This window comes from Paenibacillus sp. 32O-W, assembly GCF_007679495.1.
Taxonomy (GTDB): domain Bacteria; phylum Bacillota; class Bacilli; order Paenibacillales; family NBRC-103111; genus Paenibacillus_L; species Paenibacillus_L residui.
In genome coordinates, this window is record NZ_VEGP01000018.1 from 14315 (window position 1) to 34112 (window position 19798).

At 47.0% G+C, this 19798-nt stretch carries 23 protein-coding genes and 1 pseudogene; 2 read left to right on the forward strand and 22 right to left on the reverse strand.

Going from position 1 to position 19798, the window contains the following annotated elements:
* Nucleotides 1-83 precede the first annotated feature (83 nt).
* Nucleotides 84-1652 (forward strand): Vga family ABC-F type ribosomal protection protein, encoded by a 1569-nt coding sequence (locus tag FS806_RS09440; RefSeq protein WP_144935007.1) that lies wholly within the window; start codon nucleotides 84-86, stop codon nucleotides 1650-1652.
* Nucleotides 1653-1787: 135 nt separating this feature from the next.
* Here FS806_RS09440 and FS806_RS09445 read toward each other — a convergent pair whose 3' ends face one another.
* The 5 genes from FS806_RS09445 to FS806_RS09460 all read right to left on the reverse strand — a co-directional run bounded on the left by FS806_RS09445 (nucleotide 1788) and on the right by FS806_RS09460 (nucleotide 4127).
* Entirely contained in the window at nucleotides 1788-2267 is a 480-nt protein-coding gene (locus FS806_RS09445; protein WP_144935009.1) for a GNAT family N-acetyltransferase, read from the reverse strand.
* A 145-nt stretch (nucleotides 2268-2412) separates the two neighbouring features.
* Nucleotides 2413-2958: a GrpB family protein gene (locus FS806_RS09450; protein ID WP_144935012.1), complete on the reverse strand. Its 546-nt coding sequence runs from the start codon at nucleotides 2956-2958 to the stop codon at nucleotides 2413-2415.
* 156 nt (nucleotides 2959-3114) lie between these two features.
* Nucleotides 3115-3240, reverse strand: a complete 126-nt coding sequence (locus FS806_RS09455; RefSeq protein ID WP_144935015.1) for an SDR family oxidoreductase — start codon at nucleotides 3238-3240, stop codon at nucleotides 3115-3117.
* 301 nt (nucleotides 3241-3541) lie between these two features.
* Nucleotides 3542-3691, reverse strand: coding sequence for a hypothetical protein (locus FS806_RS26125; RefSeq protein ID WP_222126632.1), 150 nt, complete (start codon nucleotides 3689-3691; stop codon nucleotides 3542-3544).
* On the reverse strand, nucleotides 3654-4127 hold the full coding sequence (locus FS806_RS09460) for an NUDIX domain-containing protein (RefSeq protein ID WP_186328297.1): 474 nt from the start codon (nucleotides 4125-4127) through the stop codon (nucleotides 3654-3656). The genes FS806_RS26125 and FS806_RS09460 overlap by 38 nt, the downstream gene beginning before the upstream one ends.
* Nucleotides 4128-4562: 435 nt before the next feature.
* Here FS806_RS09460 and FS806_RS09465 point away from each other — a divergent pair, with 435 nt between their 5' ends.
* Nucleotides 4563-5324 (forward strand): class I SAM-dependent methyltransferase, encoded by a 762-nt coding sequence (locus FS806_RS09465; RefSeq protein ID WP_144935022.1) that lies wholly within the window; start codon nucleotides 4563-4565, stop codon nucleotides 5322-5324.
* Between the two features lie 105 nt (nucleotides 5325-5429).
* Here the strand turns inward: FS806_RS09465 and FS806_RS09470 are convergent, their stop codons facing one another.
* The 17 genes and pseudogenes from FS806_RS09470 to FS806_RS09550 all read right to left on the reverse strand — a co-directional run bounded on the left by FS806_RS09470 (nucleotide 5430) and on the right by FS806_RS09550 (nucleotide 19467).
* Complete coding sequence (locus FS806_RS09470) at nucleotides 5430-5900, reverse strand: NUDIX hydrolase (protein ID WP_150960112.1); 471 nt, start codon at nucleotides 5898-5900, stop codon at nucleotides 5430-5432.
* A gap of 139 nt (nucleotides 5901-6039) precedes the next feature.
* The gene (locus FS806_RS09475; protein ID WP_144935028.1) at nucleotides 6040-6390 is read right to left on the reverse strand and encodes a VOC family protein; all 351 of its coding nucleotides are present in this window, start codon (nucleotides 6388-6390) and stop codon (nucleotides 6040-6042) included.
* An 85-nt stretch (nucleotides 6391-6475) separates the two neighbouring features.
* Complete coding sequence (locus FS806_RS09480) at nucleotides 6476-6955, reverse strand: GyrI-like domain-containing protein (protein ID WP_144935031.1); 480 nt, start codon at nucleotides 6953-6955, stop codon at nucleotides 6476-6478.
* Between the two features lie 391 nt (nucleotides 6956-7346).
* Nucleotides 7347-7985 (reverse strand): histidine phosphatase family protein, encoded by a 639-nt coding sequence (locus FS806_RS09485; protein ID WP_313960575.1) that lies wholly within the window; start codon nucleotides 7983-7985, stop codon nucleotides 7347-7349.
* 46 nt (nucleotides 7986-8031) lie between these two features.
* Complete coding sequence (locus tag FS806_RS09490) at nucleotides 8032-8520, reverse strand: GNAT family N-acetyltransferase (protein WP_260982040.1); 489 nt, start codon at nucleotides 8518-8520, stop codon at nucleotides 8032-8034.
* A gap of 42 nt (nucleotides 8521-8562) precedes the next feature.
* Nucleotides 8563-9623 (reverse strand): annotated as a pseudogene (locus tag FS806_RS09495) (suppressor of fused domain protein).
* Nucleotides 9624-9839: 216 nt separating this feature from the next.
* Nucleotides 9840-10427: a class I SAM-dependent methyltransferase gene (locus tag FS806_RS09500; protein ID WP_144935039.1), complete on the reverse strand. Its 588-nt coding sequence runs from the start codon at nucleotides 10425-10427 to the stop codon at nucleotides 9840-9842.
* Between the two features lie 29 nt (nucleotides 10428-10456).
* Nucleotides 10457-10846 (reverse strand): MarR family winged helix-turn-helix transcriptional regulator, encoded by a 390-nt coding sequence (locus FS806_RS09505; protein ID WP_222126628.1) that lies wholly within the window; start codon nucleotides 10844-10846, stop codon nucleotides 10457-10459.
* Between the two features lie 167 nt (nucleotides 10847-11013).
* Nucleotides 11014-11526, reverse strand: coding sequence for a GNAT family N-acetyltransferase (locus tag FS806_RS09510; protein ID WP_144935044.1), 513 nt, complete (start codon nucleotides 11524-11526; stop codon nucleotides 11014-11016).
* The gene (locus FS806_RS09515; protein ID WP_144935047.1) at nucleotides 11489-12283 is read right to left on the reverse strand and encodes a LytR/AlgR family response regulator transcription factor; all 795 of its coding nucleotides are present in this window, start codon (nucleotides 12281-12283) and stop codon (nucleotides 11489-11491) included. The genes FS806_RS09510 and FS806_RS09515 overlap by 38 nt, the downstream gene beginning before the upstream one ends.
* Nucleotides 12283-13476 (reverse strand): sensor histidine kinase, encoded by a 1194-nt coding sequence (locus FS806_RS09520; RefSeq protein ID WP_144935050.1) that lies wholly within the window; start codon nucleotides 13474-13476, stop codon nucleotides 12283-12285. Before FS806_RS09520 ends, FS806_RS09515 begins: the two co-directional genes overlap by 1 nt.
* Before the next feature lie 24 nt (nucleotides 13477-13500).
* On the reverse strand, nucleotides 13501-14640 hold the full coding sequence (locus tag FS806_RS09525; RefSeq protein ID WP_144935053.1) for a hypothetical protein: 1140 nt from the start codon (nucleotides 14638-14640) through the stop codon (nucleotides 13501-13503).
* The gene (locus FS806_RS09530; protein WP_144935056.1) at nucleotides 14633-15343 is read right to left on the reverse strand and encodes an ATP-binding cassette domain-containing protein; all 711 of its coding nucleotides are present in this window, start codon (nucleotides 15341-15343) and stop codon (nucleotides 14633-14635) included. Before FS806_RS09530 ends, FS806_RS09525 begins: the two co-directional genes overlap by 8 nt.
* A gap of 10 nt (nucleotides 15344-15353) precedes the next feature.
* On the reverse strand, nucleotides 15354-15692 hold the full coding sequence (locus FS806_RS26130; protein WP_222126629.1) for a hypothetical protein: 339 nt from the start codon (nucleotides 15690-15692) through the stop codon (nucleotides 15354-15356).
* An 892-nt stretch (nucleotides 15693-16584) separates the two neighbouring features.
* On the reverse strand, nucleotides 16585-18303 hold the full coding sequence (locus tag FS806_RS09540) for an ABC transporter ATP-binding protein (protein ID WP_144935171.1): 1719 nt from the start codon (nucleotides 18301-18303) through the stop codon (nucleotides 16585-16587).
* A gap of 14 nt (nucleotides 18304-18317) precedes the next feature.
* A complete protein-coding gene (locus FS806_RS09545) occupies nucleotides 18318-18671 on the reverse strand; it encodes a hypothetical protein (protein WP_144935062.1) in 354 nt (117 codons plus the stop codon).
* Between the two features lie 328 nt (nucleotides 18672-18999).
* On the reverse strand, nucleotides 19000-19467 hold the full coding sequence (locus FS806_RS09550; protein ID WP_144935066.1) for a hypothetical protein: 468 nt from the start codon (nucleotides 19465-19467) through the stop codon (nucleotides 19000-19002).
* Between the last annotated feature and the right edge of the window lie 331 nt (nucleotides 19468-19798).

The following is a 19798-nucleotide window of genomic DNA, read 5'->3' on the forward strand; positions in this document are numbered from 1 at the left end:
GGCGTTCACCTATTGCCTCCTGTTCTGAATTCAGACGGGAGGCATTTTTTGTCTCCAGATCATAAAGAAATGGGGATGATAATATGTTGTTGGAAGCCAATCACTTGAAGCTCTATATTAAGGACCGTTTATTAATTGATGCCCGTCAATTGCAAATTCACAAACACGACAGGATCGGCTTAGTTGGTAAGAACGGAAGCGGAAAAACAACCTTACTGCAGGTTCTGGCCGGGAAGAAAGTTCCAGACGAAGGTACAGTAACGACTCGAGTCAAATGTGAACTTTTGCCGCAGCTTAAGAGAACGGACACAACGAAGAGCGGCGGAGAAGTAACTCAGCAATATATTAATGAAGCACTCGGGAAAGATCCGGAAATTTTATTTGCAGACGAACCGACAACGAACCTCGATGCCGCTCATCTCGATTGGCTGGAAAAGAAGCTGGTTCATTGGCAAGGCGCATTCGTCATAGTTTCCCATGACCGTGCATTTCTGGATGCCCTCTGTACAACGATATGGGAAATCCATGAAGGCCATGTGAAAGCATATAAAGGGAACTATTCCGATTACGCGGAACAGAAGAAATTGGAACGTCATCAACACGAAGCAGCCTACGAAACGTATGAGAAAAAGAAAAAGCAGCTGGAGGAGGCCTTGATCTTAAAGGAGCAAAAAGCGGCAAGAGCAACGAAAAAGCCCAAACAAACCAGCTTGTCGGAAGCCAAGATTACCGGCGCCAAGCCCTACTTTGCCAAGAAACAAAAAAAGCTGCAAAAAACAGCCAAAGCCATTGAAACGAGACTGGAGAAGTTGGATAAGGTGGAAAAACCAAGAGAAGACGCCCCCCTTAAAATGAATTTGCCTAATGAGGAAATGTTCATCGGGCGGATCGTTCTTCGTGCAGAAAATGTTCAGGGCACCGCGGGTCAACGAGTTCTGTGGAAATCGGCAAGCTTTAATGTTCGCGGCGGAGATAAGCTGGCCATCATCGGACCGAACGGGAGCGGGAAAACGACCCTTGTAAAAAAAATTATTAACCGGGAAGAGGGTATATCCATTTCTCCATCGATGAAGATCGGCTACTTTAGTCAAAATTTAAATATCCTGAATCCCGAACAGACGATTTTGGAAAACGTCAGCATTACCTCCAAGCAGAATGAAACCTTCATTCGCACCGTGCTTGCGAGACTTCACTTTTTCCGGGAGGACGTATATAAACGCATAGAAGTGTTGAGCGGCGGCGAACGGGTTAAGGTTGCCCTGGCCAAACTGTTTGTTAGTGATATTAATACGCTAGTGCTGGATGAACCGACGAACTTTCTGGATATTCAAGCGGTTGAGGCGCTGGAATCGCTTCTGGAAGAGTATGAGGGCACGATTATTTTTGTCTCGCATGACCGGCGCTTTATCGAAAAAATCGCCACCCGAATTTTATCGATAGAGCATGGGGAAATCCGACTATTTGAAGGACCCTACCATAAATATATCGAGCATGTTCCGAAGGAAGAGCGGGATCAGAAAGAAGATCAGCGTCTCATCCTGGAAACGAAAATAACGGAAGTGCTCAGCCGCCTCAGTATGGAGCCGTCCGAAGAGCTGGAAATGGAATTTCGCAGGCTCCTGGCGGAAAAGAGAAACTTGGACTCTCCGTAAGCTCCGTTACTTCGATGCGTCCCGCAGGAATCAAGCATACACTTAAGGAGGGTGCTTCGGGCATCCTCCTTTCCATTATGATCGTAGAGATGAATTAACGAATTCACATTTGACCTTTATAATGCAAACCGAAACTCAACCTTCTATCTTCGCCTCTATGTCCAGCTCCATAAAAATTTCAGCATGTTCATTATCGTTATACCTTTGTATTTCATAGAATCCATACTTCCTGAATATAGATAATGCCTTAATCGCTTGTCTCCCTGTATCAAGACGTATCTTTTTGAGGTTTCTCTCCCGGGCAAAGTTAATAGCAGTCCCCATTAATTCCCTGCCTAACCCTCTGCCATGATATTCACTCAAAACAAAGAATCGCTTGATCTCCCCTATTCTTTCATGGGAATCTAGTATTTTGACACCTACCGTACCAATTACCGCATCGTTATCAGCAATGATCCAAAATTGACCTCCTGGTTCTTGATACGTGCTTGGAATTCTTCTTAAATCAAGGTGTAAATGATCAGGATCAAATGTCAATCCTCTGAAAGCATACATAACCTCCATGAATTTCTCGAGTGCTTCTTGATCGGAATCATTGTATTGCCGAATTTTCATAGGTACCTCCTTCGAAAAATCAATGAGCTGCTGCTCTTTTAAAGTGAATTAATTGTTAAGCGGCTCCTTTGGAACGAATCTCTCTGTTGTTTTCTCACAAACGTGTTGCACCTTAGACTCGTTCAGCCAAAGCGGCTTCCAATAATTATGCATCCGTCTTTCCCGGTTGCCAGCCTACTTCCATGGACCAGGTATGGGCCTTCTGCAGGATGCTCCAGACTACAGGCCCTTTCCCCTCGACATATTTCGGACGATCATTTATATAGAGGGCCATCAATCGATGCTTCTCTTCCGCATACCTCAAACAATCTTCCGGATGCTCCCGCAAATAGTCTCTAAACAACAGTGTCATTTGTTCGGAAAAGCTTCCCGCTCTTCTGACATGAATATGAGTCCTTCTATTTCCGGGCACTTCACGAAAATATATTTTCGTTTTGTCCGAATTGTCACTGCGCCATTGGAATCCAAGACTTTCAATTTTGCCTTTATAATTGGATACATTTTCAAGGTCCACCACCGAAATTTGGATATCAATGATAGGCTTGGCATCTAGTCCGGGAACAGAAGTAGATCCTACATGATCAATCCGTACCACCAGTTCACCTAACGCTTCTCTTAACTTTATTCCCAGATCGAGAAACCTATCCCTCCACTCCGGATCATGAGGGGCTATCCTCCACTGATTCTCCATCCTAACACCTTCCGATTTTTATATGCCATCTATATGATTCTACACATCTACCTCACCGAGTGTTCAGAGCTATGCCTCTCAATGAATTGGCGCCTTAGGTTCTTAGCTTGCTGAAGATGTTTGCTTCCTATAGTTTTATAATAGTTTCTATTAATTCTACTCTCCGGAAATTCTTCCGCCATCAACGGCCAGAGATTGCCCCGTTACAAACGATGACTTATCCGAACAGAGCCAAATAATGGCTTCGGCCACTTCCTCCGGTTGAGCAAGTCTTCCCGTCAAATTCTCTCTTCATTCGATTCCTCCTAGGGTTCTCTGCTTGTTCTGCAACTGAACAAAATGAACCGGAACACGCTGGTTCCAACTCTCGTTTCCTGGAGATGACTCTAGGTTCTTAGCTTCCTTTCTTTACCTTCGAACAAATCGAAGCGTGCCGAAACGGGACGGGATATGATGCTTCTCTCAGTCATCCTCAACACTCCTATCCGGCATCGTTTCGCCCTCCATCCTTACAATCCGTCAGGGCAATTAGTACTCCTATTATCACTGAAAACCGCTATGGCGTCGACGGTCATTTGGATGGTCACACGAAGGACTCCATCTGATCCATCCCCGCCTTAACCTCTTCCAGCACCTCATCAAACCAGCGGCAGGCCTGCTCCATATGGATACTGAGATCGGAAACGGAGCAGTACTCATCTGACTCCGAATCCTTTACTGGGGCGGATGACATATGGATCATGGGCCGAAGCCCGAATCACTTCCCAGAAATAATCATATGCCAGAACTTCCGGATAGACCTCGGGTTGTTTCTTGATTTCTTCCTTACTCATATACTCCACATGTAATATGATTTGTTCATTTGCCTCCAACTCCGGGTCGATCCCGGTCACTTTCTCTCCACCTGTCCTTTCTCCTAAAAAATAATGAATATAGTCGACCTCGCCTTTATCATTTTTACTTTCCTCTACCCAAACCAGTCTCCTAATGGAGATGTCCAAACCGGTTTCTTCTTTCACTTCGCGGATGGCCGCCTCCCGGCTGTATTCGCCTTTCTCAATCATTCCGCCCGGGGCAATCCAGTAATAACCGCCCGTTTTTTTGTGGCGTGTTTTCACAAGCAGCACACGTTCTTCCGAATCCAACACAAATACTCTGACGACCGGCATCCGCACCATCCTTTTTCATATAGATTCGATTTCCAGGCTAATGGGCAGTTATCTCCTCCTTTAAATCGTTTGTTTTCGCTCCATAACGGTCCATTTCAGTTTTCTGCCCTCAGCGAACCACTTTACTTGAGCATTCAAAAATTCATTCTCATTCAGCATGATGCGCAAAAAATCTCTATGATAGGCGGGAACCTGTTGATTATCGTGACACCGGGGTTGTGCATAGTCCGCTGTTTTCGATTTCGAGCTTCAATAACATCCGCATAGACATTCCTGTAAGATTATGGTTACAATAAACCTATAGTCTTAACAGGAGGTACATTTTCTATGAATTTCTTCGAGCACGAAATATAACTTGGTCATTTATATATTAGGGGACCTCCAGAAGCTGCAGACAAATCTGCGAAAGACATACAGATAACAGGAGGTCGACAGATGACAATGGATAAGCAATTTCATGAAATTTTATCAGACACGCGACAAGATTTTTCCGGCTGGGACTTCTCATACATTACCAGAACCGGCCGAATGGGGAGCCAACTGCTCTCGTGGTCCTACGGCAGCATGGCCATCCCCCTTATTCGGAAAGCGAAGTCCATGCTGGATATGGGCACCGGCGGCGGGGAGTTCCTGTCCTTACTGTCCCCATTTCCCAAAGAGGCCTTCGCCACGGAAGGGTATCTTCCCAACGTTCCAATCGCCAGAAAGAGGCTGGAACCTCTGGGCGTAAAGGTCGTACAGATTGAGGATGATTTCAATCTGCCTTTTCAAAACCGTCAATTCGACTTGATTCTAAATCAGCACGAATCCTACTCTCCGGAAGAAGTAAGGAGGATTATTGCGGATGACGGGATTTTCCTTACCCAACAAGCCGGCGGACTCGATTGCCGCGAGATCAACGAAATGATGGGCGTTCCGTTAAATGAAGAGTTCGCGCATTGGAATCTGGAAACGGCGGTGATGGAGCTTGAAGCGAATGGCTTTGAGATTTCGACCCGCAAGGAAGAATTCCCTATTCAGCGATTCTATGATACGGCCAGCTTGATTTACTATTTACAAGCGATACCCTGGCAAATTCCCGACTTCGATCCGGAAAAATACGCCGATCCCTTGTATGAAATTCACCAAATCATCCGGGAGAACGGGTACTTCGATGTCAGTCAGCATCGCTTCATCATCCAATCGCGTCCTAAATAGAATTATAGGAGCCTTCTGCTGCGGGAGGCTCCTTTTTATCATGACGGATGCGGTTATGGATAGTGTAATAAATTCGTGCCCCGGTTCTATTACTAAACCTATTGGTCAGGTTGTTCTGATATGTTTAACATGACTGATGAAGTCCCTTTCCTGCTCCAGCAGCAGCTCTAACAAGCCGTCCGGCACCAGCTTTTCTTCTTGGTTATTTAGAAATCCTTCGAGCGGTTTCCAAACGGCTTTATATGGATTGTTTCCTTCCATTCCCTCTATTTCATCCTTGAAATATAAGGAATTGTCTACCAATTCCGCCCCATAAATAAAATCCACTTCATGCCCTACCTGATCCAGATACGGAAATATATTTTCAATGATAAAAAGCAATTTCGGCTCCGTAATGTCCGCATGAATTTCTTCCTTAACTTCCCTGATCACCGTCTGTTTGCTGTTCTCCCCGTATTCCACCGTCCCCCCAACCGGCCTGTAGAACGTCTTCTTCACGGCATCATCCCGCATCTCCTCAACCAGAATAAGATTGTCTTTTCTTATAATACATAGAGAAACCGTTCTTATGTTCAACGTTTTGCTCCCCCCAGCCCTAATTTGTTCGCCAACGCAAAAATGCCTTATCCATTCTTCGGATAAAATCCTAAGTCAGGGGGCTGCGGATAATGAGCCCGGTTGGTGAAAACTTTTAACGCATCTATTACTCATTCATCTAAAGATGAACAAGAATATTGACAAGCTTCCCGAAAGGATCTCTTACAAAAAAACGCCGTACCTCCCACGGTTCATCAACTGGTCCATACTCAATAGGAATCCCTGCCTTTTGTATACGAGTTAAAACATCGTCCAGGTCATCAACTTCAATGGACAAATCAGGCACAGGCGTCCCAGAACCTCCCTCCGAGAGAAAACTGATTTGAGTGTCCATTTTTTCATGTGAACCGTAGGTCGCAATAAATCCCATATCCATCAATTGATCAAGTCCAAGTATTTCTCCATAAAAGCACTTAGCTTTGGCAATATCCTGTGTCTCAATGTTGGCAATAATTCTCTTGACTTTCATTTTCACATTCTCCTCAAATTAAGCTGCCGAAACGTTTCGTTTAAATAGCAGACTATTATGACATTGCAATTGCAAAGATTGAACTTTAATCTTTAATCGGAATTAGAATTTCCACATCTTCTTCCTCTACATTATCCTCGAAATAATAGATTTCGATGGGGCATGAATTATCCAGAAACTTCTGTTTATATCCGTTAGCCCCCATCCATTCAAAAATTTTCGTATAGGCCTCTCCAATAGTTTTATTGGTACAATTAATCTTGGCGTAGTTCATAAGAGGAAGCTGAAAGCCGATCATCCCCTCGGGGATATGGGTCATTTCCCTAACTTCCAAACAAGCAAAGTAGGTAGCGAAAATTTCATTGCACATATAAGGCGAAATCATGACTTCAGGATCTACGACATTCGCTACTTCATGTCTTCTCCCTGCAAATTCTCTTTGGATCTTCACTGCCGCGTCCGGAAAACCGCTAGGAAAATTGGCTGTGATGCTTTGTCCGATCAGCTTGTATTCTCTGGTCGTGATCTCACATTTAAATTTCTCCAATCTCTGTCTCGTGGCCATAATCATTTCCTCCTCCAATGAAATCGTTTGCATTTTTGACACCGGTTACATGTTTAAATGTACGCCCCTTCAGAACTGTATGTCCCGGGCATGATGCGGTGGAGACAGGATGGTCTGACTAACCCTCTTTTTCAAAATAAGCGGTAAAATCGAGGGGCTCAACACAATCTATTATACGACAGCCTTCTCCCCCCACTCTACCTTATTTACAAAAATTTTCCAACTACTTTATCATCCCATATTTGGACTTCTATATATCGTTCAGGTCCTTTATTTCCGTCTCTGTTCCATTCCTGCGGCCATCCGAATTGTTCGATCAATTCCTTGATTTCGTCTTGTAAATAGATTTTTGGATCACCTGGCGCGCGGTGCGAATTTCCCTTCTTTTTGCTTATCCTAGAGAAGGCTCTTCCTTATAATGGCTAATATCTCCATGCAAAATGATTTTCGATTGGTCCCCATCTATCTCAACCTTGCATAAACAGGCCGGATGAATATACGGCGGATTCCAAAGCTCTTTCATCGGCCGTCCTTCAAAATAGGCCATGATTAATTTGACCACGACCGTATGAGTCACAATTAGTATAGACTTGCCTTGGTTGTCGTTGACCGTTTGGCGCATCATGTTTATTGCCCGGTCGGAAACCTGCCGGAAGGTTTCGCTGTTCTCTACTTTAAATTTCTCCGGGTTATCCCAAAAATCATTGAAGGCCTCCAGATAGAGCTCCTTAACCTCATCCTGGGTTCTGCCTTCCCAAATTCCCAGATTGATTTCTCTTAAATCATCACTTTCGATGATATCGATTTCCCGCGTGCCTCTTATGATCTCTGCCGTTCGACGGGCTCTCAAGCTTGAGCTTGAATAAATCATATCTATCTGCTCATTCCGAATAGCTTCCTCTAACCACTGGGCTTGCTTAATGCCCATATCTGTCAGCGGAGAATCCTGGTGGCCTTGGAACTTATGCTTGACATTCCATTCGGTCTGTCCGTGTCTGACTAAATAAATTTTCGTTTTGTTATCCATCATCGCACCCCTTTGTTTAAATCCGGCCTCCTTGCAATCCAGCTGCAGACTATTCCGTAGACGTACCTTCGGCCGTGGAATAGTTCATCGCTACGAATTCTATCTCTTGATCGCCTACCTTGCTCATGAAGCAAGGCCCTTTAATAAATCCGGCACGCTCATATACTTTCATTGCCCTTTCATTGAAGGCTGCAACAACCAGTTGAAAATGTTGAACTTTATAGCTTTTCTTAAGAAAGCCGATACCCTGAGTCAAAAATTCAAGCCCATTACCCTTGCCCGTAAAATCAGGCTTGAGGCCTAAACCAATGTCCAGATACTTGTTGTTGTTATAGAGGTTGATGGCATATCCCCCTGGAACACGGGCAGCATTCCCGCAGCAGAGATATCCTGTTAACTCTCCCCGGTCATCCAACGCATAAAAGTACTCTTCGTTCATGAGTTCCGAAATACATTCCTCACTGCCATCCATACTATAAATAGAATAGGGATGATCATACTTCCAACTGCAAATCATGGAAGCATACTCTTCAGTCATAGGATGAAAAGAATAAGTGGGCATAACGTTAAATCCTTTCTCTCAACCGATGACCATTACAACGTTTCCTTCGGTATCGGTAATATTCGTTTTTACAATTTGAAAGGCGACCCCTTGCAAAGAAGGGACTTCAAATTTACTTTCCTTCGGAATCAGCCTCTCGCTGAGCTCGGCGGCCGCCCGCTCATCCAGCACTATCCGGACTTCGCCCTCGCCCGAGGACCATCCCGGCTTCTCCCCCGGCTCCAAAGTCACCCGCAAATCCGGCCCAACGAGGAGCAGCCTATTGCCTTTGAGAATACGGCCACGAAGCAGCTTCGCGATGACTTCAGCTTGCTTAGCCCCGAGCTGGAGTATGGATGGGGTCTTATTTAACCAGCCATTCTTGCCCTGTTCCCAGCCTAACTGACTTACAAATAAAAAACCGGTGCTGGAGCCGTCTTGTTCCATCCCTCTATGGACGGCTTCGGATACGGCAGGAATGCGAAGAAGCGAGTCCCGTTCCAGGTCCGTTATGTAATACGGCATATACGGTAAACCGGTGGAGAGCACTCCCAGCGTATTCCATGCCTGCGTCGCTTCCAGTTCATCCCCCGTCATTCCGACCATCTGCAAAAATTCAACCCGCCCATTCGGAGTATCGATGGCGGGAAGCTCCGGATCTTCGACGAAAGCCAGTGCGGTCAATAGAGTATCGGCCCCCAGGCAAATGGGACCGTTCGCATCCAAATGATCACCCGCTCTGAACACATTGCCGCTGTTAAAAACGTATCTCCCCATGTTTTGCAGCAAATTCAATGCCCACGCCGGCGGTTCTTCCTCTTCTTCCTTGCGGGCCAGCCGGAAGGTCAATTCAAACCCGAAACCACTCTCCTCCGCATTGTCGGATTCCTTATCTTCAATTCCGAGAAACCATAGGTGACAAAATGCCAATGCGGCTCTGGCGTTTCCGCCTTGTAGGCGCTTATGCCATCCAACGGGTCCGGTCCACCCAACGCATAAGAAATGATCGTTCCGTAATGCTTCGGCTCCTGATCCCCGTAAATTCTCGACATCTTCCGATCGATGGCATCCCAGCCGCTAGAAGTTATCTCTTCACTCATTTACTGCGCCTCCTATGATTTACTTTTGTTTAAACAGATCCATATTACCCGTTGATAGATACTCGTAGCATAAGGGCCTAATGGCTTAGAACAAGTATAAAGAATGGGTGTCCTAATTATCAATTGTGATCATCCTAAATCTGTCAAAACACCTCTTTAGTCCTAATTTGATATGGAATTTCCTTGCCTCGTCCTTGTTAAGCTGCTTGCCCCCCTTCAGGCGTTAATACCGATAGCGCATACAGCAGAAACAGGCTTCATGTTTTTAGTTTCTAGACGAATTGGGTTGAACCCCGCCTCTTGGAGATACTGCACTAATTTTTCACCTTCCATGTGTGCCATTTCATCTGTAGCCCCTTTGGATCGGGGTTGGAGTGTAATGGCTATTCTTCCGTTCGGCTTCAACCAACTCCGTAACTCTTTTAACCGTTCGACGGGTTGTTCCCAGAATATAATTGAATTAATGGTATAGATTTTATCAAATGGGTGGTCAAATACGGGGAGATTCTCCACGGCCGTAAGTATGAGCTTCACCCGTCCTTCCTGTATGGCAGCTGCATTTCTTCTTTGGGCTTGGCTTAGCATGACCTCCGAAATGTCGACTCCCACCAACACTTCATCCTTAATGATCTTACTTGTCATCTCCACCGCTACCCCAGGACCAAATCCAACTTCCAGTACTCTATCATCAGGCTGTACTCCCAATAAGGATACAGTCCATTGGTTGATTTCTTTATTGGCTGATGCCAAAATCTTTCCACCGATGCTTCCTAACAAACCATTGGGCTGGCCGAATAAGTTCATTAAGAATTGCTTCGCTTTATTCCTCCCCTCTAGTTACTATCTATCTCGTATTCGTAAGTATTTTGATACAGGCGAATAAGCAAGGGAAACAGCAGAGCCCGTTCTTCCTGCGATAAACCCGAAAGCAGCTTTTCTTCCAATTCGTTAAAGATGGGCCGCATTTCCTCTTCGAGAAATTGAGTTCCTGATGGACTAAGGTAAATACGCTTTGTCCGTCCATCCTGCGAATCCGGCCGGCGCTCTATAAGAGCTTTTTTCTCAAGCTGGTCAAGTAAAGTAGTTAACGAGGGCGCCTTAATCTGGAGATGCTTCAACAGCTCGTTTTGCGACAGACCGTCTTCGCTGGAAAGGCAGAGCATCACAAACACCTGGGCATTCGTAATACCGTGCCGATCCAATTGCTTTTGCAGCATATTCATCAAAGACTGAGTAATCCGTTTCAAAAAATAACTTGCAGGCCATTGTTCTTTCCTTTGCAAACTGTTCCCATCCTTTCGCTTACTTGTCTGAATAATATTAGTTAGTCTAACTAAATAAAATATACAAAATCCTCCTGCCTCATTCAAGCGATATATCCACTATTTGTTTACCTTTTAAAAAAATACGTCATCAACTCCTCGTCATACCCTTGATGATTATAGATTAATGCATTTTTCTCCACACCGTAAGTTACAAATCCAACTTTCTTGTAAAGTTCAGCAGCCGGCCGGTTTGCCGTTACAACACTTAAATTGATTTGCTGCAACCCTTCTATTTCTCTTCCTCTATCCAATATTTCCTGAATAAGGGCTTTAGCAACCCCTTGTCCACGGTACTCGGGCGAGACATAAACTCCCCAAATCATTCCTTTATGGTTAAGTTTAATTCCTTGTTCCCTTCTGAATCCCGCCATGCCTGCCAGTTGTTCATCTTCCGTAAAAGCTCCCAGGATATAGTTATCCTTATCATTCTTTATTTTTTTCTTCACTTCGGCCAATGGGGTATGCACCGAGTCTTCATAAGAACTACCGAATGCTTCGGGATGCATTTTCAAGGCTTCCAGTCTTATTTTCCAAAATGCCTCAGTATGTTCTTGCTCTATGTTTTTGAAGGCTATCATCTTCCAAGCTCCCCTCTGCTGTTCCGCTCTGCATAGCTTTGACGAGACCGCTGTAATACCGGAAGGAGACATAGCATGTCTCTCCGTTGATCATATGCACCACCCGCTTAAGCTTGTCAATCTCCCGTATATTGTCCACATTGACGATATATGCCTTATGGCAGCGATAGAAGCGATCATCGAGCTGCTTCTCGAGTTCCTTCAAAGTCCCATAGAACTCGATCTGCCGGTTTCGCTCATGCAGCTTGATTTTATGCGGTGAGGACGAAGTTTCGAAGAAAAGCACATCCTCATATTTGACATTGATAATGGCTTCATCGGTCTCGATGGTCATTCTGCAGGAATCTCCGCCCTTCTTCAAATGGCGTTCATAAGCCTTACGAAGACACTCCTCCACCCGCATATGAAATTGCTCCGGATTGTCCTTGATAATAAAGTCGAAGGCTTCAACCTTGTACTGGAAGGTCAGATAGCTCAGCTCCGAATGAGTGGTTACGAACACAATGAAGCAATCCGGGTACCTGTCCCGCAGTATCCCGCCAAGCTGGATTCCGTTGATGTCCGCTTTGAGATCGATATCCAGCAAAAAAAGGGACGGAAGGCCGTCACACCGGGGCTGCTCCAAAATATCGAGATAGTCGCCGGAGGACAACGCCACCTTCATATCCAGCCTCTGTCTGATGATCGAATGCGTTACGATTCGTTCGAGCTGTTCCCGCTGCTGTTTATTATCCTCGCAAATGTAGACATTAAGCATCAGATAATCCCCTTCTCCTCCGAATTCCTATTTCCCGAATGAACATTCTTGACCACAAGCTGCTGCATAAATGTCCTTGCGGCAGTGTCCAGCTCCGTGTTCAGCATCGCATCGGGATATTTGCGGTCGAGCAGCTCCCTTACCGAGGACAAGCCGATTCCCCGGTTGTCTCCTTTGGTGGAAAATCCATACTCGAACATTTTATATATCGGCGGCGTCTGTTCGGAGCAGCTATTTTTAACAATGAAGAGGGTAGCCCCCTTCTTCGAGACGATGCCAAGCTCCACCTTCGGTTCCGGCGTCTCCAGCGCAGCCTCGATCGCATTGTCCAGGAGGATTCCCATTATTCGGCACAGGTCGAGCGGGGTCATCTCCACTTCATGAACATCCTCCGTAATATCGATAAAGACGTCGATTTGCTTCGCCATAGCCCTCAGCATTTTCGAGGAGACAATCCCTTTGAGCGGTGCAAGCTGGATATGTCCAAGCAAGGACAGTCTCGTATTCATCTGAAGCAGCTTCTCGGAATATGCACAAACTTCATCGTAGAAGTAACGCTTCAGTTCGGGAAATTTTTCTTCCTCCATGAACCCTTGAAGAGTGGACAAAATGTTGGCATAGTCATGCTTGAATGTCCTCATATCCTGCAGAACGTGTTCCAGGGAAGCCGCGTATTTCTCCAACTGCCCCAGCTCCTGCTCCAACTGCCGCTTCTCCATCTCCTTCCTGAAGGTGTATGTATATAACCGGTGGCTGACTACAATCACCGCGATATATACCGCGAGCAGCAGGGTGTGCAGGATTTTGTCCTGCATACCGGATGTCCCCCTGTAGAAAAGGAGGGAAAGATAGATCCCCCCCATAATCATGCACATATTGCCGAACGAGATGAAAATGCGCTGCCGCAAAGAAAATACCTGCTTCGCTTCAGGGCCGTCCCTTTTCGTTCTACCCGAAAACAAGTTTCCGATCAGGTATGCGACAATCCCGATGAAAACGAACAAAAATACCTGCTCGGCCGCCGGGTTCCGGATGTTCAGAATTTCCGCCCATACGATGTGGCTGATCTGCAGGGCAAACAGAAAATTCACATAGTTCAGTAGACCAAATAATAAGGAGGCCACCGCGTCTTTCGTCCGCATATATAAGAGCAGGAAAAATAATATGATTATCCACGCTGTGCTTAGCTCCATGTTACACCACCGGCTTCCGCATTTTTAAAATCGGTTGACTGCGGCGCCTCCCCTTCTTATGGCGTACAGGAAGCACCAAGTCACTACCCATTGCGCAGCGATTATTCCCAGTATAGCCACATATGAGTATAACATCCACGGCGCGGATACGGCTATGGACATGGCCCACAGCTTATACTTCCGCTTGTGCTCGAACATTTGGCGGGTATGACTCCATTCGAAGTTCGGCCGCTTAAAATCGTAATACAGCTTGATAAAGACGGTCAATCCAAGCGAGCACAGCATGAGTACGAGCAGCCCCGGCGTCCCGATAGCGGGTTGGTATATATGCACGATCGCGTAGGCCGACAGATATAGAGGCAATGTAATCGCGATACTGAATAAATATTTATTTACAAACAAGGTCTTCCCCGACACCGGCAGCGAAAGCAGCAGTGAACGGTAGGGCTTCTCGTAGGAAAATAACACACCGGGAGTCGAGGCTGTTGAGAGCAAAGTCAGCAGGAAAAGGACAAAACGGCTATCCACATGGGATACGGCAATGGCGTTAAAGAGAAAAAAGATCATAAACAGCGAATACCCGAGGTGATTCAGGAAGAGCACCTTATCGCTTGCGAACCGGACGAACTCCCTCTTCATCCAGTTGAACTTCATCGTCGACCGTCCTGTCCGGAACCGCAGGAGCCCTCGCTCATAAGCGAAGATGACGGCGCCCGTGCCGCATAAAGAAGTGGCCAATCCGGATACGGCACATCCCGCCCCTGTTAGAACTAATTGCAGGAGCGTCAGCTTTCCGTCATTAACGCTCACGGCAAGCACGGACATGACAACGGGCATCATCCGGAGTCCATAATTTTTTACCCATAGCACAAGAGCATAGAGGAATACGAACCTTCTTTTGTCCATCGGCATAGACAGCAGCAGTGTGTATTTAGGATCCCTTGCCTTGGAGATGGCTGACAGGACGGACAAATATAAGCCGGCGGCAATTGTCCCCTTAAGCAGATGGCCGAGCGATTGAACGCCGAGAGCTGTGTAGGAAGAAGGGATAATGAACAGGATGATTCCCATTATGACCGCAATGGCAGTTAATTCCCTGATCCATCGTTTACCCTTGGTCTCATCTAGCAGGAGGACTTGGAACACAGATGGAGCGCTACTCATGGCCAATCACCCGGAAGAAGGTTTCTTGCACTGAGTGATTCCTGCTAACCGTTACCGATTCTTGAATGGTTCCCCCATGAAGAATGAAGGCTTCATCGCATATCCGGTCCACGATCGGGAACAGATGGGTAGACAGCAGGACGGCATTCCCTTGCGTCACATAGGTTCGCAGCTCCCGGTAGAAGCTTTCGATGGCTACCGCGTCCAGACCGACCAACGGCTCGTCCAGAATGAGCAGCGGGCATCGCAGCAGCAGCGCATTGATCAATGCCGTCTTCTGTCTGTTGCCCAGCGACAAGGAACCGATTTTCTGATGAAGAAACTGGTCGAAGGAGAAGGTCCCGCAAAGCTCCGCCAGCCGGGCCGAATCCGGAGTTGTGCCATATAACCGATGCACAAATTCGATAAAACCAAGCGGCGACATCTCATCGAATAAATCGGGATGATCCGGGATAAAGCATCGATAACGCTTCAGCCGCATCTCATTGCCGGACGTCAGCTTCTCGCCGCAATAACGGATTTCCCCGCTGTATTGGCCGTGTATGGAGGTAAGGATGTGGAGCAGGGTCGTTTTGCCCGCACCGTTGGCGCCGAGCAAGGCATAAACCTTCCCTCCCTCAATCTGTAGATGTACTTCGTTGATAACCGGCTTATTTTTCGTATACCAGCCGGTCAGGCGATGGGTTTCCAGTATCATATGCATTCACCCGGCCTTACTTCTCCGATTTTTTCATTGTGCTATAGAGCTTGACCCCCATTCCTAGCACAACCGCAAACGCTGCGACAGACAACCATGGATTGCCCTTGGCTGCATAAACGACGCCTCCAGTCCCCCATATAATAATCATGATGACGGCGAATATGATTTTTTTGTTCTTCGTATCCAGCAGCATGGCTGCAGCCCCCTTCATAGTTGTTACTATTATTGTAACGGACTGCTGGGAGCATATAGCTTTATTGTCTTCAAAGGCCGCATATCCGTAGTGACTGCGGTTATGCGGCAGCCCGTAATGACGGTCAGGACCGGATCGGGCACGGTCAGGATGCGCCAAGGGGGCTTCGGGAGCTGATTGTTATCCGCCTAAACGGCGACACACCAGTGACATGGATGACTAACTGTCCTGAAAATTGCACGGCCAACCACTCACCTTGTCCTGATTGTTATCCCCCTGACGGCGACACACTAGTGACATGGATGACTAACTGTATTTTATACAGGCAAATTCCGGGCTTGCTTCAAAAGTGACTGAATTAACTGGAGAAACTACACTTAGATTTGAGGTTTTTGGCTGATATCGCCTTTTCTCCCCAAAATACCTGTAGTTTTTCCAGTTAGTATTTCTCTTTTCGCCTTAAGGGGGCAAAATAACTGTAGAAAATCCATTTAGACCCCCATGCCGCTGACCGCGACACCATCAGATGATGAAAATGGATGGATTATCAAGGTAGAATAGAGTTGAATTGCTTCAATAGTGTGAAATTTGAAAACTAAATGGATTTCATCCAGTAAGATTTCTATATTCGGAAGAAATATGGAAACTAACTGGAAAACCTACAGCTAGTTTGCGCCAAAACAGCCGTTTCGCCCAAAGTTGCCCATTTTAACTGTAGTTTATCCAGTTAGTTTGATCATTTTCGCCCATTCGCTTGAATCTACCTGTACAAAATACAGTTAGACGTGCCGCTCCGCTTGTAACGATGCCTGCAGACGGTAAATAGACGGATTTTCAAGGTAGTTAACCATACCCACGTTTGGTGAGCTGCCAGGCGATAGTTTATACCCCCTTCGAAGCAGCCGCCAGGCGAAGATAGCAAATATTTCGAGGTCGGTGCACGAAGGGGCCGTCTCAAAAATGAAGCAAAAAGGACCCTGAATCCCACTATGAGTAGGAACGGGGTCCTTCACGTGAAAAATTATAACCGACTTAGGGGACAGCCCTTCATTCACGCATGCAGATATTGAGCCTGATGAAGTCTGCTGTATATGCCGCCGGAAGCGACAAGCTCGGAATGCCGGCCCTGCTCTGCGATGCCGCTCTCGTCGATGACGATGATCCGGTCCGCGTTCTTGATCGTTGCCAGCCGGTGCGCGATGACCAGCGTCGTTCTTCCGACGGACAGCTCGGCCAGCGATTGCTGAATCGCCGCTTCGGTCTCGGTGTCAAGCGCCGACGTCGCTTCATCCAGAATCAGGATCGGAGGATTCTTCAAGAACATTCTGGCGATCGCCAGCCGCTGCTTCTGTCCTCCGGACAGCTTGACGCCCCGCTCCCCGATGACCGTATCCATTCCATCCGGCAATTGGCGGATCATCTCTTCCAACGACGCCCGCCTGGCCGCCTCCCAGATTTGCTCCTCCGTAGCTTTCAGATCTCCGTATGCGATGTTCTCCCGGATCGTTCCCGAGAAGAGGAATACATCCTGCTGAACAATGCCGATATTTCTCCGCAATGATTGCAGCGTCATGTCCCGGATATCCAGACCGTCTATCGTAATCCGGCCTCCGGTCACGTCATAGAACCTTGGAAGCAGGCTGCAAATCGTCGTTTTACCGGCACCGGAAGGGCCCACGAACGCAACCGTTTCTCCTGCGCGAATCGACAGGTGGATGCCGTTCAGAATACTCCGATCCGGCTCATAGCCGAACGTCACGTTCTCGAAGCGGATATCTCCCCGCAGCGAGTCAACGGCCACGGCATCCTTCGCATCGGCGATATCCGGTTCGGTGTCGATAATCTCCACATATCGCTTAAACCCTGCGATCCCTTTCGGATAACTCTCGATCACGGCGTTGATCTTCTCAATCGGACGGAAGAAGATATTCGACAGCAGAAGGAAAGCCATGAATTCTCCCAGCTCGATTCTGCCCTTGATATAAAACCACGCTCCGCACACCATCACAAAAATGGTGATCAACCGCATCAGCATGTAGCTGACGGAGATGCTCCGGGCCATTGTCTTGTAAGCCATCAGCTTCGTCTCGCGGAAGTTTCGGTTGTCGACCGCGAACAGCTCCTTCTCATGCTCTTCGTTAGCGAACGATTGCACGACGCGAATCCCGCCCACGTTCTCCTCGATCCGGGCGTTAAAGTTGCCGACGTTGGAGAACAACCGGCGGTAAGTGGTGGTCATTCTTCCCCCGAACAAAATAATTAGCCACGCCATAATCGGTACGATAATGAACGTCAGCAGGGCAAGCTCCAGATTAATGTAAGCCATCAGTGTAAAAGAGCCCGCGAGCGTCATGACGGCAATGAACACGTCTTCCGGCCCGTGATGGGCGAGCTCCCCGATTTCGTTCAGGTCGTTCGTCACCCTGCCTACCAGATGACCCGTCTTGTGATTGTCGAAGAACCGGAACGACAGCTTCTGGATGTGCTCGAACATTTTCCGCCGCATGTCCGTCTCGATATTGATGCCCAGCATATGCCCCCAATAGGTGACGATATAGTTCAGGACGGTATTAAGCGCGTAGACGCATAACAGCCCTAATGAAGCCAGCACGATCATCCCCCAGTTCCCCACCGGGAGCAGATCGTCGATAAATTTGCTAATCGCAAGCGGGAAAGCAAGCTCCAGGAGACCCGCGATGACCGCGCATCCAAAATCCAGCATAAACAAACCTTTATAAGGCCGGTAATACGAAAAAAATCGTCGCAACAACTGCCACATTGCCGTTATTTCTCCTCTCTGCCATCTGGGGGATCGCCATTATCCGGTTGGGGATCCTCCTCCTGTAGATCAAATAAGCGAATATATTCTTCTATAACGTGGTCGAGCGCCTTGAGCTCACCGGATATGACCGGTTTGATCGTTTCATATTCAGGCTCGCCAAGCTGTTTGGCCACCGTGGCACGCCTGGACTGCAAATGCTCCAGGAAAGCCAATATTCGCCCTCTTCTGAACGTTTGCGGGCCAGGCATCCCATAGCGAGAGCCATGCCGTCCGTGACGGTCTCCTCGATGTTCGCGACTTTCCACGCTTTCGCCACGATACCTTCCTTCAATTCGTTCTCGATATCCACCTCTCATTTTGCACCCTCCTTTTCGTATACATACGTATACACTATCATTTTGTATACAAATGTATACTAAAAGATGCGCCATGTCAATAGTTCAGCAGGGATTTTTTTACAAAAGGTTGCATCCTCCCTCCTTAAAATTCAGCCATGCTGCTGTGTAACGCAAAGAACCACTCCTTCTGTCCAGGTGTGGTTCTCTTAAGTTCATGATTATCTTACACAGGCTGTACTCCAACTAACGACGGTTCCTTTGATGTGTACTTTATTATTTATCTTGTAGTGCTCTAGTACTTTTTTACCGTTTGGGGCATTTCAATCTTTCCAGTCAGACGACCCACTTAAGACATCTCCGCTGCAGCTTTTAATCGCTGAATTAAGGTTGCTTTCAGCTTGGGATTTGACTCTAGATGGATATAAGATTGCGGCGCCGTAAAGCGATAGGTCTTTCTAAGCTCTTCTAGAGTTAGTGGTTCTATCTCACGAATCGATATGATGGGTATGGCAAATCCGGTTTCCAATCCGTTCATATACCTAGATATTCCTTCCATACTTCCGGACCCTTCCAGTTCGGCGATACGGCCAATATTCTCAACTTTATCAATAATCGGCTTGCCAAATTCGATGTAAGCTGTGATTTCTTTTATTGGAGAACTGACATAAATGAAAGCATTAACGGATGTACTAAGGAACTTTCTGCGAAATTCATGTTTTTTGGATCCTTCCAAAATCTCACGATAGGGATCAGGTTGTAGGCTCAAGATAATTATTCGTTTGTCTTCAGGGATTTCAAATTCCAACTGCTGCATACTGCCTGGCCTCCCATCTATTGTAAAAAGTCATAATGCAAAGCGGTTTCTTGCCGTCCATGCTCCAATTGTCACGTGCTGTTCCAATGATCCGTCCGCTTCATTTCCGTCGGCCCCAACCAGGGGTAAGGAATGAACAACTTCCGCATCCTCCTTCTCCCTACCTAAAAACCGCCCTGCCGCAAACAGTCGCCCCCCCTGTAACGTGAGAGGCTGCATTTTTCCATGCAGCCTCATCCCGAGTTCGAGAGGATTCCCGCATCAGCAAGCTCAAAATCCTCCATGTTCCTTCCGAAACGTCACCCGCATCAAAGTCACAGCAGCGAATCCA

Coding starts and splice junctions, on each gene's coding strand:
- FS806_RS09440 (WP_144935007.1), top strand. CDS start 84: ATGTTGTTGGAAGCCAATCACTTGAAGCTCTATATTAAGGACCGTTTA.
- FS806_RS09445 (WP_144935009.1), bottom strand. CDS start 2,267: ATGAAAATTCGGCAATACAATGATTCCGATCAAGAAGCACTCGAGAAA.
- FS806_RS09450 (WP_144935012.1), bottom strand. CDS start 2,958: ATGGAGAATCAGTGGAGGATAGCCCCTCATGATCCGGAGTGGAGGGAT.
- FS806_RS26125 (WP_222126632.1), bottom strand. CDS start 3,691: ATGTCATCCGCCCCAGTAAAGGATTCGGAGTCAGATGAGTACTGCTCC.
- FS806_RS09460 (WP_186328297.1), bottom strand. CDS start 4,127: ATGCCGGTCGTCAGAGTATTTGTGTTGGATTCGGAAGAACGTGTGCTG.
- FS806_RS09465 (WP_144935022.1), top strand. CDS start 4,563: ATGACAATGGATAAGCAATTTCATGAAATTTTATCAGACACGCGACAA.
- FS806_RS09475 (WP_144935028.1), bottom strand. CDS start 6,390: ATGAAAGTCAAGAGAATTATTGCCAACATTGAGACACAGGATATTGCC.
- FS806_RS09480 (WP_144935031.1), bottom strand. CDS start 6,955: ATGGCCACGAGACAGAGATTGGAGAAATTTAAATGTGAGATCACGACC.
- FS806_RS09485 (WP_313960575.1), bottom strand. CDS start 7,985: ATGATGGATAACAAAACGAAAATTTATTTAGTCAGACACGGACAGACC.
- FS806_RS09490 (WP_260982040.1), bottom strand. CDS start 8,520: ATGACTGAAGAGTATGCTTCCATGATTTGCAGTTGGAAGTATGATCAT.
- FS806_RS09500 (WP_144935039.1), bottom strand. CDS start 10,427: ATGAACTTATTCGGCCAGCCCAATGGTTTGTTAGGAAGCATCGGTGGA.
- FS806_RS09505 (WP_222126628.1), bottom strand. CDS start 10,846: ATGAATATGCTGCAAAAGCAATTGGATCGGCACGGTATTACGAATGCC.
- FS806_RS09510 (WP_144935044.1), bottom strand. CDS start 11,526: ATGATAGCCTTCAAAAACATAGAGCAAGAACATACTGAGGCATTTTGG.
- FS806_RS09515 (WP_144935047.1), bottom strand. CDS start 12,283: ATGCTTAATGTCTACATTTGCGAGGATAATAAACAGCAGCGGGAACAG.
- FS806_RS09520 (WP_144935050.1), bottom strand. CDS start 13,476: ATGGAGCTAAGCACAGCGTGGATAATCATATTATTTTTCCTGCTCTTA.
- FS806_RS09525 (WP_144935053.1), bottom strand. CDS start 14,640: ATGAGTAGCGCTCCATCTGTGTTCCAAGTCCTCCTGCTAGATGAGACC.
- FS806_RS09530 (WP_144935056.1), bottom strand. CDS start 15,343: ATGCATATGATACTGGAAACCCATCGCCTGACCGGCTGGTATACGAAA.
- FS806_RS09545 (WP_144935062.1), bottom strand. CDS start 18,671: ATGAGAGGTGGATATCGAGAACGAATTGAAGGAAGGTATCGTGGCGAA.
- FS806_RS09550 (WP_144935066.1), bottom strand. CDS start 19,467: ATGCAGCAGTTGGAATTTGAAATCCCTGAAGACAAACGAATAATTATC.